We start from the raw sequence: 490 nt of genomic DNA, 5'->3' as shown, positions 1-490 counted from the left end.
AACTCGTTTCCGCTCGACTTGCATGTGTTAGGCCTGCCGCCAGCGTTCAATCTGAGCCATGATCAAACTCTTCAATTTAAGATTTTGTTCGGCTCAATGAATACTGAACATTACATAAAGTAATGTTTGAATTGACTGTGCTGAATCCGAAGATTCAATGGTCACTTCGTTTCATTGAAACCTAATTTGATACCGAGGTATCGAATTGGATTATCATCAACGAGTGCCCACACAGATTGATAGGTCTATATTGTTAAAGAGCTTTTCCTGTTGAGCTTTGCTCAAAACAGGACGGCCATTTTAGCGAGTTAAAGTTTAGTGTCAATCACTTTTTTCAAACTTTCTTCAAGCGTTTCCGCTTGGCTAATTTGGCTTGCTAACCTCGACTTCGTTTCTTTCGAAGCGTTGCCGTGTCAGCGAGGTGGCATTATAGAGATTGCGATCACATTGGCAAGCCCTTTTTCACGTTTTTTTTGATTTTTTTATCGTT

Annotated in this window: 1 rRNA gene; it reads right to left on the bottom strand. The window is 40.2% G+C overall.

Features of this window, described 5'->3' with window-relative positions:
- Nucleotides 1–78: ribosomal RNA gene (locus UF05_RS07635) — 16S ribosomal RNA — on the bottom strand; the annotation flags it as partial.
- Nucleotides 79–490 lie beyond the last annotated feature (412 nt).

The organism is Vibrio sp. S457-15 (assembly GCF_000960545.1).
Classification (GTDB): Bacteria; Pseudomonadota; Gammaproteobacteria; order Enterobacterales; family Vibrionaceae; genus Vibrio; species Vibrio parahaemolyticus.
Note: the sequence above shows the minus strand (reverse complement) of the source record. Positions and strands in the feature narration are given on the sequence as shown.